General features: G+C 63.2%; 12 protein-coding genes and 1 pseudogene. 11 read left to right on the plus strand and 2 right to left on the minus strand.

Going from position 1 to position 15,663, the window contains the following annotated elements; translation table 11 throughout:
* The first annotated feature begins 50 nt into the window (after positions 1-50).
* From QWI20_RS09425 to QWI20_RS09435, 3 genes are all read left to right on the plus strand, one after another.
* Positions 51-686: a LysE family translocator gene (locus tag QWI20_RS09425; RefSeq protein ID WP_369305232.1), complete on the plus strand. Its 636-nt coding sequence runs from the start codon at positions 51-53 to the stop codon at positions 684-686.
* A gap of 73 nt (positions 687-759) precedes the next feature.
* Positions 760-1,734, plus strand: a complete 975-nt coding sequence (locus QWI20_RS09430) for an alpha/beta hydrolase (RefSeq protein WP_369305233.1) — start codon at positions 760-762, stop codon at positions 1,732-1,734.
* Between the two features lie 392 nt (positions 1,735-2,126).
* Entirely contained in the window at positions 2,127-2,942 is an 816-nt protein-coding gene (locus QWI20_RS09435; RefSeq protein ID WP_369305234.1) for a DUF1206 domain-containing protein, read from the plus strand.
* A 3-nt stretch (positions 2,943-2,945) separates the two neighbouring features.
* Here the strand turns inward: QWI20_RS09435 and QWI20_RS09440 are convergent.
* Positions 2,946-3,842 (minus strand): annotated as a pseudogene (locus QWI20_RS09440) (ATP-binding protein); the annotation flags it as partial.
* 349 nt (positions 3,843-4,191) lie between these two features.
* Between QWI20_RS09440 and QWI20_RS09445 the strand changes: the two are divergent.
* Together QWI20_RS09445 and QWI20_RS09450 are read left to right on the plus strand one after the other, a co-directional pair.
* Entirely contained in the window at positions 4,192-5,571 is a 1,380-nt protein-coding gene (locus tag QWI20_RS09445) for an HD domain-containing phosphohydrolase (RefSeq protein ID WP_369305235.1), read from the plus strand.
* A 119-nt stretch (positions 5,572-5,690) separates the two neighbouring features.
* The gene (locus QWI20_RS09450; protein ID WP_369305236.1) at positions 5,691-6,911 is read left to right on the plus strand and encodes an MFS transporter; all 1,221 of its coding nucleotides are present in this window, start codon (positions 5,691-5,693) and stop codon (positions 6,909-6,911) included.
* A 1-nt stretch (position 6,912) separates the two neighbouring features.
* Here the strand turns inward: QWI20_RS09450 and QWI20_RS09455 are convergent, their stop codons facing one another.
* Complete coding sequence (locus QWI20_RS09455) at positions 6,913-7,800, minus strand: LysR family transcriptional regulator (RefSeq protein WP_369305411.1); 888 nt, start codon at positions 7,798-7,800, stop codon at positions 6,913-6,915.
* 792 nt (positions 7,801-8,592) lie between these two features.
* Between QWI20_RS09455 and arnB the strand changes: the two genes are divergently transcribed.
* The 6 genes from arnB to arnE are packed head-to-tail and all read left to right on the plus strand — an operon-like array spanning position 8,593 to position 15,631.
* Positions 8,593-9,741: a UDP-4-amino-4-deoxy-L-arabinose aminotransferase gene (gene arnB, locus QWI20_RS09460; RefSeq protein WP_369305237.1), complete on the plus strand. Its 1,149-nt coding sequence runs from the start codon at positions 8,593-8,595 to the stop codon at positions 9,739-9,741.
* Complete coding sequence (arnC, locus tag QWI20_RS09465) at positions 9,738-10,751, plus strand: undecaprenyl-phosphate 4-deoxy-4-formamido-L-arabinose transferase (protein WP_369305238.1); 1,014 nt, start codon at positions 9,738-9,740, stop codon at positions 10,749-10,751. The genes arnB and arnC overlap by 4 nt, the downstream gene beginning before the upstream one ends.
* Positions 10,748-12,760 (plus strand): bifunctional UDP-4-amino-4-deoxy-L-arabinose formyltransferase/UDP-glucuronic acid oxidase ArnA, encoded by a 2,013-nt coding sequence (gene arnA, locus QWI20_RS09470; protein WP_369305239.1) that lies wholly within the window; start codon positions 10,748-10,750, stop codon positions 12,758-12,760. Before arnC ends, arnA begins: the two co-directional genes overlap by 4 nt.
* The gene (gene arnD, locus QWI20_RS09475) at positions 12,760-13,641 is read left to right on the plus strand and encodes a 4-deoxy-4-formamido-L-arabinose-phosphoundecaprenol deformylase (RefSeq protein WP_369305240.1); all 882 of its coding nucleotides are present in this window, start codon (positions 12,760-12,762) and stop codon (positions 13,639-13,641) included. Before arnA ends, arnD begins: the two co-directional genes overlap by 1 nt.
* Entirely contained in the window at positions 13,638-15,290 is a 1,653-nt protein-coding gene (gene arnT / locus QWI20_RS09480) for a lipid IV(A) 4-amino-4-deoxy-L-arabinosyltransferase (RefSeq protein WP_369305241.1), read from the plus strand. The genes arnD and arnT overlap by 4 nt, the downstream gene beginning before the upstream one ends.
* Complete coding sequence (arnE, locus tag QWI20_RS09485; protein ID WP_369305242.1) at positions 15,287-15,631, plus strand: 4-amino-4-deoxy-L-arabinose-phosphoundecaprenol flippase subunit ArnE; 345 nt, start codon at positions 15,287-15,289, stop codon at positions 15,629-15,631. The genes arnT and arnE overlap by 4 nt, the downstream gene beginning before the upstream one ends.
* Positions 15,632-15,663: the final 32 nt, after the last annotated feature.

Below are 15,663 nucleotides of genomic sequence, written 5' to 3' on the forward strand. Positions count from 1 at the left end.
AACAGGTTTTCAGACGACCCTTTTACCGCGACCTTAAAGGACCAAGGCCCATGCCCTTCGATCTTCATCACCTTCTGCTCGTCTACACGGCCTACATCGTCGGCGCGGCGAGTCCCGGGCCGAGCAACATGCGCATCATGGGCGTGGCGATGCACCGGGGCCGACGCCCGGCGCTGATGCTCGCGGCAGGCGTGATCAGCGGGTCGTTTTTCTGGGGTTCGATGGCGGCCACCGGTGTTTCCGCCGTGCTCACGCAATACGCCGAAGCGCTCACGCTGCTGAAAATCCTCGGTGGCGCCTACCTGCTGTTTCTCGCCTTCAAAGCGGCCCGCTCCGCACTGACGTCCACCGAAAAGGTCGAGCGTGAGATCGCTGACGCACCGGCGCTTTCTGGCTGGCGCCTTTACCAGCGCGGCCTGCTCATGCACCTCACCAATCCCAAGGCGCTGCTGGGCTGGGTGGCGACGATGACGCTGGGGTTGGGTGCGCAAGCGACGCCGCAAACCGTCGCGGTCATCCTTGCCGGTTGCGCGGTGCTGAGCGTGACCATCTTCTGTGGCTACGCGCTGGTTTTTTCGACCGCGCCGATGATCCGTGCCTACCGCAGGGCGCGCCGCTGGATCGAAGGCACCCTCACCTTGGTTTACGCCACGGCGGGCCTGAAATTGCTTTACTCGCGCACGTGAAACTCTCAGCCGTCCGCGCACACCAAGTCAGTACCCAACACTGGCGGGTGTGAGCCCGAGAGAGAGCACGCAATTGGACAGCAACGACGGTTTGCATTTTCCCGACGACGAACTGGCGCAGGCGCGGCGCTTCAACCAGAAGCTGGCCTGGCTGCCGCGCTTTCGTATCCGCAACCGCTTCACCCCGCTTTTGATTCAGTCGCTGCTGCGCGTCGGCCAGCTCAATGGCGCGGCGAAGCTGGCCCGCCATGGCCTGCACGCTGAAAGCACCACGGCGAGTGTCGACGGTCATCGCGTGCCGGTACGGATCATCCGGCCCAAGGGCAAGCCCAAAGGCGTGGTGCTGGACATTCATGGCGGCGGCTGGGTGATCGGCAACGCGCAAATGAACGACGATCTGAACATGGCCATGGTGCGGGCGTGCGATGTGGCCGTTGTTTCGGTCGATTATCGGCTGGCGGTGTCAACGCCGGTCGAAGGGCTGATGGAAGACTGCCTGGTCGCGGCGCGATGGCTGCTGGGTGACGGTTGCCCGGAGTTCGCCGGGTTGCCGGTGATCGTTGTCGGCGAATCGGCGGGCGGGCATCTGGCGGCGGCGACCCTGCTGCAGCTCAAGGCCTGGCCCGAGTTGTTCCAGCGGGTGTGCGGCGCCCTGCTCTATTACGGGGTTTATGACCTGACCGGCACGCCGAGCGTGCGAGCGGCAGGCAAGGACACGCTGGTGCTGGACGGACCGGGCATGGTTGCCGCCCTGCGCCTGCTGACGCAAGACATCAGCGATGCCCAGCGTCAGGCGCCGCCGCTTTCGCCGTTGTATGGCGATCTATCCGGTTTCCCGCCCGCATTGATGTGGGTCGGCGAACTGGACCCGCTGCGCGATGACACCCTGCAACTGGCGGATCGCTGGGCCAAAACCGCCGGGGTCCAAGCGCACCTGTTGCCCGACGCGCCCCACGGTTTCATCCATTTCCCGACCATGATGGCCGACCGCGTGCTCGACCACAGCCACACCTGGATTCGTCAGCGCATTCAATCTGCGGCGGATTGACCGCTTTGGTTTTAGTGCAGGCTGTGTGAAAACCCTCCACCAAAAATGAACTGCGCGCTCTCACGTGAATTTTGCAAATGCTCGCGTGGTTTGCAGACCCAGATTTCGCGTAGAAACGCATTTTTTAGTACATTTTTTGAGCAGTGCATCGGCGTTCGGGGTTTTCACACAGCCTGAGTGGGACCGGCTTTAGCCGGGAAGGCGTCGGCAGCCATACCGCAAAATTGGTGGCGTGCACACCGGCCTCTTCCCGGCTAAAGCCGGTCCCACTAAAAAGCATCGCGTGCAGCCATTGAGATTCCCGCTGATGCCGGTCCTGCAAAAAGCAACCCGATCGAACCCCTTGCGCGCTCCCGGGTCTGCTGATCAATCGCTTACCCGGAGAACCTTCGATGTCCCCGCATCACACCCTTGTCCTGCTTGCCCGTTCGGGCTACGCCGCCCGTGGCGTTCTGTACCTGATCATCGGCATTTTCGCCTTGCTGGCTGCCCGTGACTCGTCACGCCCCAAAGACAGCCACAGCAGCCTCGAAACCCTGTTCAGCCAGCCCTTCGGCCACATTCTGGTCGGGCTGGTGGTTGCGGGCCTGCTCGCGTTCGCTGCCTGGCGGGTGTTGCAGGCGACGCGGGACGTTGACCATCACGGCAGCGAATTCAAGGGCCTGGTGATCCGTGGCGGGCTGCTCGCGGGCGGGCTGGTCAACGGTGCGCTGGCGTTCTTTGCCCTCGGCCTGCTGATCGACGGCCTGCGCAGTTCCGGCAGTGGCGGCGGCGGTCAGACCCAAGACCTGCTTGCCACCCTGCTGTCGTGGAAACACTCCAACCTGGTCGTCTACCTCGTTGCGCTGGTGCCCCTTGGCGTCGGCATCGCGCATTTCTTCAAGGGCTGGAAAGCCTCGTTCGAGAAGTATTTCGAGGCCGACGAAGAGGTCATGAAATACGTGACCCCGGTGTCCCGCTTCGGCCTGATCGCGCGCGGCGTGGCGTTTGTCGAAATGGGCGTGCTGCTGGCCATCAGCGGTTCGAGCTATCAGGCGATGCACCCGCCCGGTCTGAAAGACGCGCTCAACGCCTTGCAAAACCTGCCCGCCGGTGGCGTGGTGTTGATGGTCATGGCGCTGGGGCTGATCGCGTTTTCGGTGTACAGCTTTGCCGAAGCCGCCTGGCGCCGGATCAACATGGACGTTCCTGGCATGGCGCATGCCTGAGTCTCAGTTCAATGCGCCCTCTTCAGGGCGCTGCTGCTGAATCGGCAGCTCGATACGGAACGTCGTGCCGACCCCTTCGACGCTGCGCACGCTGATCGTTCCGCGATGCTTTTGCACAATCCCGTACGACAGCGACAGCCCCAGACCGGTGCCCTGGCCCACCGGTTTGGTGGTGAAGAACGGGTCGAAAATCTTCGGCAGCACCTCCGGGGCAATGCCGCTCCCGGTGTCGCTGATCTCAAGCCACACGCTGTCCCCCTGCACGCCGTTGCGCAAGGTAATGGTGCCGCGCTCCGGGCCAATCGCCTGGGCCGCGTTCACCACCAGATTCATGATCACTTGATTGAGCTGCGCCGGCAGGCATTCGATGTCCGGCAACGGCACATAGTGTTTGACGATATCGGCCTTGTACTTGACCGCATTGGCGGCGATGTTCAGCGTCGAATCGATGCCACGCTGCAGGCTCGCCCACTGCCATTGCGGATGGGTGTCGGCCCGGGAAAACTCCTTGAGGTCCTTGATGATTTGCGCGGCGCGGGCCACCCCGTCTCGCGACTCCTGAATCAGCAACGGGATTTCCGCCTCGACGAACGCCAGGTCCAGACGCGTTTTCAAGGCAGTGAGCGATTGAATGACCTCAGCCGATCCAAGCTGATCCTCGGCCGCTTTGTAGGCCTCAAGCACTTCCTGGACTTTGCCGAAATAGACCGCCAGGGTGCCGAGGTTCGACGAGATGAAACCGATGGGGTTGTTGATCTCGTGGGCGATGCCGGCGGCCATCTGCCCCAGTGAGGCGAGCTTTTCAGCGCCGATCATCTGGCTCTCGAGCTGCTTGCGCTCCTCGATCTCGACCTGCAACGCGTGACTGGCCTGCCTGAATGCCCGGGTGCGCTCCTCGACGCGCTGCTCCAGTCCTTCGTTGGCCGCCCGCAGGTCCTCGTTGACCCGGTTGATCACCTGATAACTGTGCAGCAGCCAGCGACCCAGCAGCACCAGCAGGCAGACGGAAATGATCGAGAATATCTGCAGCAGCAACATGATCGACCAAGCGCCTCAATCCGTGGACTCATGCCCTTGTGTCGGCCCGCCGAAGGTGAAGTTGAGGGGGCGATTTATATTGCGCGAAAGCCGCGAGGTCTTGCCATATCTCGACTAACCTTGCGGCATCCAGGTGTCCTTTCCGGTGATGATGCCAGTCAGGATGGCAGCCAGGGCACGGGCACGATGTCGGTACGAACGGGGGTCAATCATGGAAGCCTCAACCAGTGTTTCGTTGCAGCAACGCCCCACCGTCCTGCTGGTAGACGATGAAGAATCGATTCTGAACAGCCTGCGCCGCCTGCTTCGCGAGCAGCCCTATGACCTGCTGCTGGCCACCAGCAGCGAACAGGCCCTGGCGATCATGGCCGAAAAGCCGGTTGATCTGATCGTCAGCGACGCGCGCATGCCGGGCATGGACGGCGCCGCGCTGCTGGCGCGGGTCTACAGCCTGTACCCGGACACCACGCGCATCCTGCTGACCGGCTACGCCGACCTCGAAACCATCGTCAAAGCCATCAACCAGGGCCATGTGCATCGCTACATCGCCAAGCCCTGGACCGACGAAGAGCTGGTGCTGACCCTGCGTCAGTCGCTGGCATTCCAGTTTTCCGAACGCGAAAGACAGCGCCTTGAACAGCTCACCCAGCGGCAGAACGATGAGCTGAAAAGCCTCAACGCCACCTTGGAAAAACGCGTGCTGGCGCGCACCGCCGAATTGCAGCAGACCGCCGACATGCTCGATCTGGCCTATGAGGAGCTCAAGCACAGTTACGCCACCGGCACCGAGGTGTTTTCGATGCTGGTCAATCAGCGTCTGCCCGTGGACAAGCAGACCAATCGCGACGTCATCGACCTGGTCAATGCCTGCAGCAGCCAACTCAACCTGGAAGAGTCCACCCGCCGTGACCTGTGCATGGCCGCCGCGCTGTACAACATCGGCAAGCTCGGCTGGAGCGACGCGTTGATCAACACGCCGTCGGACATGGTCAGCCACGCCGACCGCGACACCTGGCGCAGTTACCCGCGGCAGAGTGAATCATTGCTGATGACCCTCGAACCCATCCAGGACGCCGCGAGTCTGATCCTGCATCATCAGGAGCGCTGGGACGGCAGCGGCTTTCCGGCGCACCTCAAGGGTGAGGCGATTCCCTACGGCGCACGGCTGCTCAAGCTGGTCGTCGACTTCATCGAACTGCAGCGCGGGCTGATTCTGGAAAGACACCTGAGCAGCGGCGAGGCCTTGCTGTTCATCCGCCGTTACGCCGGCAAGCTCTACGACCCCGGCCTGATCGAGGATTTCGCCAAGGCCTGCGCGGCGTACCTGGACGATGCGGTGCTCAACGACCCGACCGTCAAGGCCGTCACCACTCGCGAGCTGGTGCCGGGCATGATCCTGGTGCGCAACTTGAACGCCGACAACGGCATGCTGCTGCTGAACGCGGGCAAGGTAGTCAACGCCGCGCTGATCGACAAACTGGCGGCCTTCGAGGCCATCGAGAACAAGACCCGCTACAGCATCTTCGTGCGCCTGCCCGAACACGTGCCCGGGTCAGAGCCGCCGAAAACTCACTGGACTCAGGTCGGTTGACGCGCTGAGCACTCGCTTGATTGCGGAGTGATCGATCCGCAGTGATCGGAACCGCAGCCTGTTTTTCCCCGTGCTCCCGCTCCCTAGCATGGCTCCACTCATTACGGTGGAGCTTTCCCATGCACGACTTGCACGTTGTTTCACCCCACGCGGCGCCCGCGTCTGCGGCATCTTCCTCCTGGCGCGACTGGCTCTCGGTGTATTCCGTGGCGTTGGGCGCGTTTGCCTTTGTCACGTCCGAATACCTGCCGGTGGGCGTTCTGCCGCAGATCGCCGACAGCCTCGACGTCACCGATGGCGTGGCCGGGCTGATGGTCACCGTACCGGGCATCGTCGCGGCGATCTCCGCGCCGGCGATCATGCTCGGTGCCGGGCGCATGAACCGCCGGCTTCTGCTGCTGTTGCTGAGCCTGCTGCTGGTGCTGTCGAATCTGCTCTGTGCGGTATCACCGTCGCTGGCGATCATGCTGCTGGGGCGCGGACTATTGGGGATTTCCCTCGGCGGCTTCTGGGCCGTGGCGATTGCGGCGGCCGGGCGTCTGGTCAGCGAGTCGAGGGCGGCGAAGGCCACGGCGCTGATCTTCGCCGGCATCACCCTGGCGACGGTGTTCGGGGTGCCGTTCGGTACGTTCGTCAGCACGGCCTTTTCCTGGCGCATGTCCTTCGTCGTTACGGCCGGCCTGGGGCTGATCGCTCTGACGGCGCAGGCGTACACCCTGCCCTCGCTGCCTTCCAGCGAAGGACTCAACGCCCGCGCGCTTCGGGCATTTCTGTCACGGGGCACGGCGCGGCGCAGCATGCTGTTGCTCGGCACGGTGGTCGCCGCGCACTTCACCGCCTACACCTACGTCGCGCCGTTTCTCGGGCAGTACGCCGGGTTCTCGCCGAACGCGATCACCGGGGTGCTGCTGGGTTTCGGGCTGGTGGGCATGCTGGCGAACTTCGCCATGGCCGGGACCCTCACCACGCATTTGCGCGCGTCGCTGGGCGCGGTGATTGTGCTGATGGTGCTGGCGCAGCTGGCGTTGCCGCATCTGCAAGGCGTCGGGGTGATGCTGGCGGTGCTGGTGTGGGGCGTGGCGTACGGCGCGATTCCGCTGGGTGTCAGCAGTTGGATGCAGCTCACCTCGCCGCAGTTGCCGGAGGCCAGTTCGGCGATGCTGGTGACCATGTTTCAGGTGGCGATCGCCTCGGGCTCGCTGTTCGGCGGGCTGATGGTCGATCACCAGGGCGTCTCGGCGGCGCTGTGGCTGGGCGCGGGGTTGGGGCTGCTGGGCCTGGCGGTCATGCTCAGCTTCGGTGTCGCCCGCGCGCCCATCGCTCAGGCGTTGCAGCGCTGAGTCAGCCCTTGAGAATGTTGTCCTTGAAATAGTCGATCAACACCCGCAACCGGGGTGCCGTCTGCTTCGACGCAGGCCAGAGCATCCACAGGTTGCCGGTGTGGTCGGTATAGTCCCCAAGCACCACCTTCAGCCTGCCGTCGGCCAACGGCGCGCGGATGGAAAAATCCGGCAGGCAGGCGATCCCGACACCGTCGATCGCCAGATGCGCCAGCGGATCCGTCGTCGTGCAGGTCAACGCCCGCGAAAGGTTCGGCTGAATGTGCGTGTCTCCGACGCGCAACGGCCAGCGCTCGATCATCCCGGTGGCCGGAAACTTGTGCAGCAGGCAGGTGTGGCGAATCAGCTCGTCGGGGTGCGCCGGTTCTCCGCAGCGTTCCAGGTACGCGGGCGATGCCACCAGCTGCAGCTGGAAGCCACCGAGCTTGCGTGCAGTCAACCGCGAATCCTGGGGCGCACCGGTGCGGATCACCGCGTCGAAGCCCTCCTCGATCACGTCCACCATGCGGTCGGACATGTCCACTTCAAGCTCGATGTCCGGGTACGCGCGCATGAACCCCGCCAGCACCGGCATGATCAGCACGTTCTGAATCGGCACGCTGATGCGCACCTTGCCCCGTGGCGTGGCGGACAGTTCGAGCAGCTCCAGCTCAGCGGCTTGGACCTCGCTGACGATGCGCTTGCAGCGATCCAGAAACCGTTCGCCTTCGGTGGTCAGGGTGACGCTGCGCGTGCTGCGATGGAACAAGCGCACGCCGAGCCTCTCCTCCATGCGCGCCACGCTCTTGCCCACGGCGGACGAAGAGATTTCCAGCAAGCGTCCCGCTTCAGTGAAGCTGCGGGTTTCGGCCACGGTGATGAACGCCGTGATGCCGCTGAGACTGTCCATCATGGGTGGTTGGCTCTTGGCTGAAAGGGGTTGATTCATCGTTGAGTGAGACGGGTTGTAGCACTGACGGTGGGGGTGACTCCAGACCCGATTGCGGGACCGGCGATGATCACGACTGTGGACCCAGTTGTGACCTCGACCGTGGGACCGGCGTTAGCCGTGATCACTTCAGTGCTTCATGTTCAGCTGCGATTAAGTATGCGGGCGCTAGGTTAAGGGAACGGCCATGAAAGAGCGTGGACCCGCTCTTTGTAAACGCAGGCCTTTGCGAACACATTCGCGAAATACCGATAGGTGGACTAGCTTGAAAAGTACACACCCATTGGAAGCAGAGGGTAATTGCTGCGTGCGTCATTACATATTAATGGAGGAATTAGTGTTGTTCCCGACAGGGACGGTGTTGAATCCGACCAAACTTGAATAAACACCTTACTGAACAGATGCTGTCTGCCATCGAAATAACAGCGGCCCCAGCGTTGATAAACAGGCTGAAATATGAACCCGCACGAACAATTGTCACAACGAGCTGATACGCCCGGGATCATTGGCCCTGACAGCAAACATCCAAGACAGAACGCCTACACTCCACAGACATTATTTTCATATTTGAGCGACTAACCTGCGATTCAATGATCCGCCAGAACATGTTTAACCGACGCGCCTGATCGGTATATCCGGCGAAGATCACACTGCTGATCAACCGTACGCGTTTAATAATAACTGACGATCCGGGCATCACTGTGCTTGCGGTTCGCGTTGCAAAACATCGGACTTCACGGGGACGTTCAAACTATGAATGAGGCATTTCTTCCTTTCTCGCGACCGAGCCTCGGCGATGAAGAAGTGGCGGCGGTGACCCGCGTGCTGCGCTCCGGCTGGATCACCACGGGCCCGGAGTGTCAGCAGCTCGAAGCGCAGTTCGCCGAGCGGGTCGGTGCACGGCATGCCGTCGCGGTTTCATCGGCGACAGGCGCCATGCACATCGCGTTGCTCGCCCTGGGCGTCGGCCCCGGCGATGAAGTGATCACGCCCTCGCAGACCTGGGTCTCGACGGCCAACATGATCTGCCTGCTGGGCGCCACCCCGGTGTTTGTCGACGTCGACCGCGACACGCTGATGACCGACGCCGATTTGATCGAACAGGTCATCACCCCGCGCACCAAAGCCATTGTCCCGGTGCATTACGCCGGCGCCGCCTGCGACCTCGATCCTATTTACGCGCTGGCAGACCGCCACGGCATCGCGGTCATCGAAGACGCCGCCCACGCGGCCGGCACGGGCTATAAGGGCCGGCCAGTGGGCAGCCGTGGCACGGCGATTTTTTCCTTTCATGCGATCAAGAACATGACCTGTGCGGAAGGCGCGATGTTCGTCACCGATGACGCGAAACTGGCGGATCGGGTGCGTCAGTTGAAATTCCACGGCCTCGGCGTCGATGCCTACGACCGTCTGACCCTGGGCCGCAAACCCCAGGCCGAAGTCATCGAACCCGGCTTCAAATACAACCTGGCGGACATCAACGCCAGCATCGCCCTCGTGCAACTGCACCGGCTCGATCACATCAACGAGCAACGTCGCCGGCTGGCCAGCCACTATCGGGACCGACTGGCCAACAGCCCGGTCATGCCGCTCTCCCAGCCTGTTTACCCGCAACAGCACGCCTGGCATCTGTTCATTTTGCGCATCGACCCCGAGCGCTGCGGTCTGGACCGCGACGGGTTCATGAAGGCCCTGCAAGAACGCGGCATCGGCACTGGCATTCATTTCATCGCCACTCACCTGCACCGCTATTACCGCCAGCGCTTCCCGGACGTGCACCTGCCGAACACCGAGTGGAATTCGTCGCGGCTGTGTTCGATTCCGCTGTTCCCGGACATGACCCGCGACGAAGTCGAGCGCGTCGTCGGTGCCATTGAATCCATCGTCGGAGCGCGCCCTTGAAAGCCTATCCCGTCCGCTGTGTGTCCGTTGTAATCCCGGTCTACAACGAGGAGCAGAGCCTGCCCGAGTTACTGGACCGCACCGAGGCCGCTTGCGCCCTGTTGAACTGCGCCTACGAAATCGTGCTGGTCGACGATGGTAGCCGCGACGCTTCGGCCGACCTGCTTCAAGAGGCCGCCGAGCGACAAGGCAGCCACGTAGTGGCGGTCATTCTCAATCGCAATTACGGCCAGCACGCGGCGATCATGGCGGGTTTCGAGCAATGCAAGGGCGACGTGGTGATCACCCTGGACGCCGACCTGCAGAACCCGCCCGAAGAGATCCCGCGTCTGGTGCGCCTGGCCGAACAGGGTTACGACGTGGTCGGCACAGTGCGCAGTCACCGGCAGGACTCCGCCTGGCGGCGCTGGCCGTCGAAGCTGATCAATCTCGCCGTGCAGCGCTCCACCGGCGTGGCGATGAACGACTACGGCTGCATGCTCCGCGCTTATCGGCGCAACATCGTCGACGCCATGCTCGCCTGCCGTGAGCGCAGCACTTTCATCCCGATCCTGGCCAACAGCTTCGCCCGGCACACCACGGAAATCCTGGTCGAGCACGCCGAACGCGAACACGGCGATTCCAAGTACAGCCCCATGCGCCTGATCAACCTGATGTTCGACCTGATCACCTGCATGACCACCACGCCCCTGCGGCTGCTGAGCATTGTCGGTTTTGGCATGGCGCTGCTGGGCGTGCTGTTTGCCCTGGCGCTGGTGGTCCTGCGCCTGATGTTCGGCGCGCCGTGGGCCGGGCACGGCACGTTCGTCCTGTTTGCGGTGCTGTTCGTCTTCACCGGCGGGCAGTTCATCGGCATGGGCCTGCTCGGCGAATACCTCGGCCGCATGTACAGCGACGTGCGCGCACGGCCGCGTTTTTTCATTGAGAAAGTCGTGCGCGGGTCCCCCCAGACAGCGCTCGAAGCCGTCCCCTCTTCTGCCCCCGCTTACGCCCACAAGGTCGCACCATGAACAAGAAAGCTGTCGTTTTTGCTTACCACGATATTGGCTGCGTTGGCTTGCAGGCACTGCTCGACGCCGGTTATGAGATCGCGGCGGTGTTCACCCACGCCGATGACCCGAAGGAAAAAACCTTCTTCGGCTCGGTGGCCCAGCTGTGCGCTCAGCACGAGATTCCCGTGCACGCGCCGGAGGACCCCAATCACCCGCTGTGGCTTGAGCGCATCGCCCGGCTCGAACCCGATTTCATCTTCTCGTTCTACTACCGCCAGTTGCTCAGCGAACCGCTGCTGGCCTGCGCAAAAGACGGCGCGTTCAACCTGCACGGTTCGCTGCTGCCCAAATACCGTGGCCGGGCGCCGGCCAACTGGGTGCTGGTCAATGGCGAAAGCGAAACCGGCGTGACCTTGCACCAGATGGTCAAGCGCGCCGACGCAGGGCCCATCTTCGCCCAGCAACGTATCGCCATCAGCACGACGGAAACGGCGCTGACCCTGCATGGCAAATTGCGTGAAGCCGCTGCGGGCCTGCTCTCGGAAACCCTGCCACTGCTCGCCCGGGGCCAGTTGTCGGGGACACCCCAGGATGAATCTGCCGCCACCTATTACGGCCGCCGCACCGCTGCCGACGGCTTGATCGACTGGTCGCTGCCGGCGATCCGACTGGGCAATCTGGTGCGTGCTGTGACCCAACCCTACCCCGGCGCCTTTTGCCCAGTCGGCGAACACAAATTGATTGTCTGGGCCGCGCGAGCGGAGGCCGGTAACAGCGGCGAGGCGCCCGGCACGGTGCTCGGTTGCGAGCCCTTGCGCGTTGCCTGCGGCGAAGGCTCGCTGGTAATCAGCGCCGGCCAGCGCGGTGACGACGGCCTGTACCTGAGCGGCGCGCAACTGGCTCGCGAGTTCGGTCTGGTGGAGGGTTCGCGCTTGCAGGGCATTGACCCGCACCGCCCGGTCCGGCGCACCCGCGTGCTGATCCTCGGGGTCAACGGCTTCATTGGCAATCACCTGTCCGAGCGTCTGCTGCAGGACGACCGCTACGAAATCTACGGCATGGACATCGGTTCGGACGCCATCGAACGCCTGCGCGCCAGGCCGAATTTCCACTTCATCGAAGGCGACATCAGCATTCACTCCGAGTGGATCGAGTACCACATCAAGAAGTGCGACGTGGTGCTGCCGCTGGTGGCCATCGCCACGCCCATCGAATACACGCGCAACCCGCTGCGGGTGTTCGAGCTGGATTTCGAAGAGAACCTGAAAATCGTTCGCCACTGCGTGAAGTACAACAAGCGCGTGATCTTCCCCTCGACGTCCGAGGTGTACGGCATGTGCCAGGACGCCAGTTTCGACGAAGACACTTCCAATCTGGTGGTCGGCCCGATCAACAAGCAGCGCTGGATCTACTCAGTGTCCAAGCAGTTGCTCGACCGGGTGATCTGGGCCTATGGGCAGAAGGGTTTGCAGTTCACCCTGTTCCGCCCGTTCAACTGGATGGGGCCGCGGCTGGACCGCCTGGACTCCGCGCGCATTGGCAGCTCGCGGGCCATCACTCAGCTGATTCTGCACCTGGTGGAAGGCACGCCGATCCGCCTGGTGGACGGCGGCGCGCAGAAACGCTGCTTCACCGACGTTGTCGACGGCATCGAAGCCTTGGCGCGGATCATCCAAAACAAAGGCGGCCACTGCAACGGTCAGATCATCAACATCGGCAACCCCGACAACGAAGCCAGCATTCGCCAGTTGGGTAGAGAGTTGCTGCGCCAGTTCGAAGCCCACCCGCTGCGCCACAACTTCCCGCCCTTCGCCGGGTTCCGTGAGGTTGAAAGCCAATCGTTCTACGGCAAGGGCTATCAGGACGTCAGCCACCGCAAACCGAGCATCGACAACGCAAAGCGGCTGATCGGCTGGGCACCGACCATCGAGCTGAGCGAAACCATCGGCAAGACCCTGGACTTCTTCCTCCGCGAAGCCATGGCCGAGAAGGCCGAACTGACCGTCACCACCGGCGCGCGCGGCTGATGATGGCCGGCCTGCGCATCGATGTCGACACCTGGCGCGGCACCCGCGACGGCGTGCCGCGACTGCTGGACCTGCTCGACGAATCGCAGGTCAAGGCGACGTTTTTCTTCAGCGTCGGCCCGGACAACATGGGTCGCCATCTGTGGCGCCTGGCGCGTCCGCAATTCCTCTGGAAAATGCTGCGCTCCCGGGCGGCCAGTCTGTACGGCTGGGACATTCTGCTCGCAGGCACCGCGTGGCCCGGCAAGCCGATAGGCCGCGACCTCGGGCCGCTGATGCGCCGCGCCCGGGACGCCGGTCACGAGGTGGGTTTACACGCTTGGGATCATCACGGCTGGCAGGCCAATGCCGGGCGCTGGAGCGAGGCCGGGCTGACCGATCAGATCCAGCGCGGCGTTGACGTTCTCAGCGATATTCTCGGCCACCCGGTGACCTGCTCCGCCGCCGCTGGCTGGCGCGCCGATGAGCGCGTGGTGCAGGCGAAAGAGGCATTCGGCTTTCGCTACAACAGCGATTGCCGGGGCACGTCGATATTCCGCCCGGTGCTGGCCGATGGCGCGCTGGGCACGCCGCAGATTCCGGTGGACCTGCCGACCTACGACGAACTGGTGTCGCCACAGCTCGACGCGCGGGCGTTCAACGACGACATCCTTCGGCGCTTCGCAGCATCGAAGCTGAACGTCTACACCGTTCACGCCGAGGTCGAAGGCATCGTCATGGCCCCGGCTTTTCGCGCGCTGTTGAGTGAGGCGAAAACCCGTGGCATCCACTTTCAGCCCCTCGGTGCGCTGCTGCCGGCTTCACTGGATCAGGTGCCTTCAGGCCAGCTGGTGCGCGGCGTTCTGCGCGGCCGCGAAGGCTGGTTGGGGGTGCAGCGATGATCACAGCCGAACAGCGCAACATCGCCTTGCTGGTGCTGGCCTTCGCCGCGTTCTTTCTGCTGCCGCTGGGGTTCCACGGTTTGTGGATTCCCGATGAAACCCGCTACGCCCAGATCAGCCAGGAAATGCTCCACAGCAGTCAATGGGCCGCGCCCCATTTCATGGGCCTGCGCTATTTCGAGAAACCCGCCGCGGGCTATTGGCTGATTGCCGTGGGTCAGGCGATTTTTGGCGAAAACCTGTTTGGCGTGCGGATTGCGTCGGCGCTGAGCAGTGGCTTGAGCGTGGTGCTCGCGTACTGGCTTGCCACGCGGATGTGGAACGACCCGCGCAAGAGTTTCGCCAGTGCGCTGCTGTTCATGAGCTTTGCGTTCATTGCCGGGCAAGCCGGTTACGCCAACCTCGATCCTCAGTTCACCCTGTGGGCCAACCTGACGCTGGTCGGGTTCTGGTGCGCCGTTCACAGCAGCGGGCGCGCTCGACTGGGTGCCTGGGCGCTGATCGGACTGGCCTGCGGCATCGGCTTTATGACCAAGGGCTTTCTGGCCTGGGCACTGCCGGTGATGATCGCCCTGCCCTACATGCTCTGGCAGCGACGCGTCGGGGAACTGCTTCGGTATGGGCCGCTGGCGGTGTTGATTGCCATCGTCGTGAGCCTGCCATGGGTCCTCACGGTGCATGCCCAGGAACCCGACTTCTGGCGGTTCTTCTTCTGGCACGAGCACGTGCGGCGCTTTGCCGGGGCCGATGCCCAGCACGCCGAACCCTGGTGGTTTTACCTGCCGCTGCTGGTGGTGTCCTGCCTGCCGTGGGCGGTGCTGCTGCCCGTCACGTTCCGCCAGGCCTGGCAGCACCGGCGTCGACCCGAGATTGCCTTTCTGCTGCTGTGGCTGCTGGTGCCGCTGGCATTTCTCAGCATCAGCAACGGCAAGCTGCCGACCTACCTTCTGCCGTGCCTGCTGCCGGTGGCACTGTTGATGGCCGATGGGCTGATCGAACGCCTCCGTCAGCGTCAGCTCACAGCGTTGCGCGTCAACGGCTGGCTCAACGCCGCCGCCGGTTTACTCGGACTGTTGGCGCTGGTGTACCTGCAACTCAAACAGCCGCTGTACGACCACGAACCGCTGCACCTGTTACTGGCGCTCGTCGTGCTGACCGGCTGGTGTGCGAGCAATGCGCTGCAAGGTCTGCGTCCGATGAAGTATTGGGCCGCGCCGGCATTGGGCGGTTGGCTGCTGGTCGCGTTGTTGCCGGCGGCTCTTCCTTATGACGTCGTGCACAACAAGACCCCTGACCAGTTCGTGCTTGCCCATCAGGCGCAACTGGCGGCGAGCACCCACCTGTTGAGCAATGACCTGGGTGCTGCCTCGGCCCTGGCCTGGCGCCTGAACAGAACCGACGTATCGTTTTTCAATACCTGGAACGAGCTGGAATACGGACTGGGCTATCCCGATGCGCAAGCCCGTGAAGTCACCCTGAAAAGGATCAACACTTGGATGACCAAAGCCCGCAGCGAGGGCCAGGTCGGCGTGGTCATGCGCGGAAGAAGCGACGAGGAGCTGCGCGAGCTTGAGCTGCTGCCCAAAGACGCCGAGCGCTTCGACGAAGGTAATCTGATCATCCTCATTTACCCGAAGACGGCGCCATGACCTGGCTGCTGCTGTTGGGCACCTGCGGGCTGACATGCCTGGGCCAGGTCGCGCAGAAGTGCGCGGTGGAGCGTTGGCACGGCACATTTCCGCGGGTGCTCGCCGCATTGCGCTCGTTCTGGCTGTGGCTGGCAATGGCGTGTCTGGGCCTGGGTTTGCTGGGCTGGCTGCTGGTGTTGCAGCGCCTGGAGGTCGGCATCGCCTACCCGATGCTGGGGCTGAATGTGGTGCTGATCACTTTGGCCAGCCGCTTTGTTTTCAAGGAATCCATCGACGCCGTGCACTGGCTGGGTGTCGCGCTGATTCTGGCCGGCGTTGTGCTGCTCGGGCGCCAGGCATGAGCCGGTCAGCTCTGAGGTGCTCCCCCGTGAAG

This window comes from Pseudomonas sp. W2-17 (assembly GCF_041060445.1).
Classification (GTDB): domain Bacteria; phylum Pseudomonadota; class Gammaproteobacteria; order Pseudomonadales; family Pseudomonadaceae; genus Aquipseudomonas.